Here is a 2,139-nt window from a genome sequence, read left to right as displayed (position 1 = left end):
TTTATTATTATCTTTTAATATATTCTTTAATTCAAACTTAGCCTCATTTGATAATTTAATTCTTTCACTTGCTTGTGTTTCTACTACAAAACCAATAACATATGAAAAAGTAAATGGTGGTGGTTCAAGTCCAGCACCAGCTGCTAATACTAGCAATGAAATGAAAATAAAAGAACTTTGGGATCAAAAAGATGTTACTAACGAAATTGGTGCTAAAGGTGATTTAGGTGTATTTATGCACAAAAATAAGGAAGTTTTTGCTTTCATTGGGACTGATTTAAAAGCTACTAAAAAAGAAAGTGAAAATATGAAGTTTAATGATAAAACTCCTTATCACTTCGGTCTTAGATGGGACGCTGATATCGTTGACTCTTTCAACATTCAATTAACTGCTGCTCATAGAAGAGGTGGAGAAAATATTGCTTGGGAAGAAAAACTTAAAATAGATAAAAATGATAATGAAAAAGAAAAAGTCCACAAACATAATGGAATAAAACATGCAATAGAAAAACATTTAGCTTCTAAAGGTAAAAAAGGTAAAGCTGGTACTGATCAAGGATATAAATTAGGTGAAGAACATACTTTCCTTTTATCTGCTGTATTAAATGGTAAAATATATAATAACTTTTCTTTAACTGTTGCAGGTTTATACAATTCTGCTGATTTTAAAGATAATAAACATGAATTAGAAACATATGTTAAAACTAATGGACAATTAACAGATAATGTTAAGATAGCTAATGCAGAAATTAAACATGTATTAAGTAGTGAAAGTTATTCATCTTTAGGTAAACTATCAGGAGATATTAAAGTAGAAACACAAGCAAGTGAAAGAATTAAATTATCAAATGAGGCTAAGTTTGAATTAAAGAATATATTAAAAGATAATAATAAACGTGAATCAAAAGTAGAGTTATTAAATAATGGAGTCTATAGTGCAAATAGTTTTGAGTTAAGAGGAGATGTTAATTACAAATTAGAGATTAAAGAAGAAAATGATACTACATTAAAACATGAACCAGAAGTAAAACTAGGAGCAACATTTAAACCTACAAGTAAGTTAAGCCTTATTACAGATAATTCAAATAAGGTTACAATAGGACATAAAGTAGGAACTGCTGGTACTACTGAACTTAAAAACGACTTTACAACATCAAATAAGATAAAAGTAAATGCAACAGATGGAATAGATATACATACATTAGCAGAGTATAAGTTAGGGACAGACTTTAAAAATACTAATGGAAAAGAACATTCACATGCTTTATTAACAGGAGCAGGGATAAAAGTAAAAAAAGAGATAGAAGAAGTAAGTATAGAATCAACAATAGATGGAAGATACCTATTTGATACAAAACATAAACAAGGAGAAAAAGCTCAAGATTTAAGACATCAAGGATTTGTATGGACAGAAAACAAGGTAGGCTATGAGATAAATGATAATAACAAGATAGAGGGTAAAGTAAACTTATACAACCAAATACACTTACATACAAACCCAAATAAACTTGATAATGATAAAGACTTCTACAATGTATTCTTAGCAAATGTATTATTAAACTATACAAATGTGAATGGAAGATATACAAATGAGATAAATGTAGATGCTAAGTATGGTTTAGACAAGATATTCAAGCAAGGAACACCAGAAATTGTTAATTCTGAAGGAACATATCAAGCATTAAGTATAGACTTTGGAGGAAAGAGTAGATTTAAGGCAAGAGAGAATGTGGAGATAGAATTATCATTAGATAATGAGTATAACTTAAATGGCTTAAATAAGGATGTATATGGAGTATATGTAGATTACATAAAGGATGCTTCAGGGTATAAGGAAAGTATCCATAAGTATGCAGAGAAATATGGGATAAGCAAACAAGATGATTTAAGAAAAGAAAAAGGAAAGATAAAAGACTTAACAAAAGGAAAACTAGCAACAAAAGATGACTTAGCTAAAGATGATATGGCTACAGTAATAGTTTTAGGAGATATGAATGATTTTGAATTTTCTAAGACTACAAAAAATATTAATGGTGATGAGTTAATAGATGTAATATCACAATTACCTAAAAATGAAAGATACACTTATGTATATCAAGGTGCATCTCAAACTCTTGATAATATAATGATTAATAAGAA

1 protein-coding gene is annotated in these 2,139 nt (G+C 28.3%); it reads left to right on the top strand.

From position 1 onward, the window contains the following. Window positions 1-160: 160 nt before the first annotated feature. On the top strand, window positions 161-2,139 hold a 1,979-nt coding region (locus tag BT993_RS07545), incomplete at its 3' end, for a hypothetical protein (protein WP_244147567.1).

Origin of the sequence: Streptobacillus ratti (assembly GCF_001891165.1) — a bacterium.
Taxonomy (GTDB): domain Bacteria; phylum Fusobacteriota; class Fusobacteriia; order Fusobacteriales; family Leptotrichiaceae; genus Streptobacillus; species Streptobacillus ratti.
Note: the sequence above shows the minus strand (reverse complement) of the source record. Positions and strands in the feature narration are given on the sequence as shown.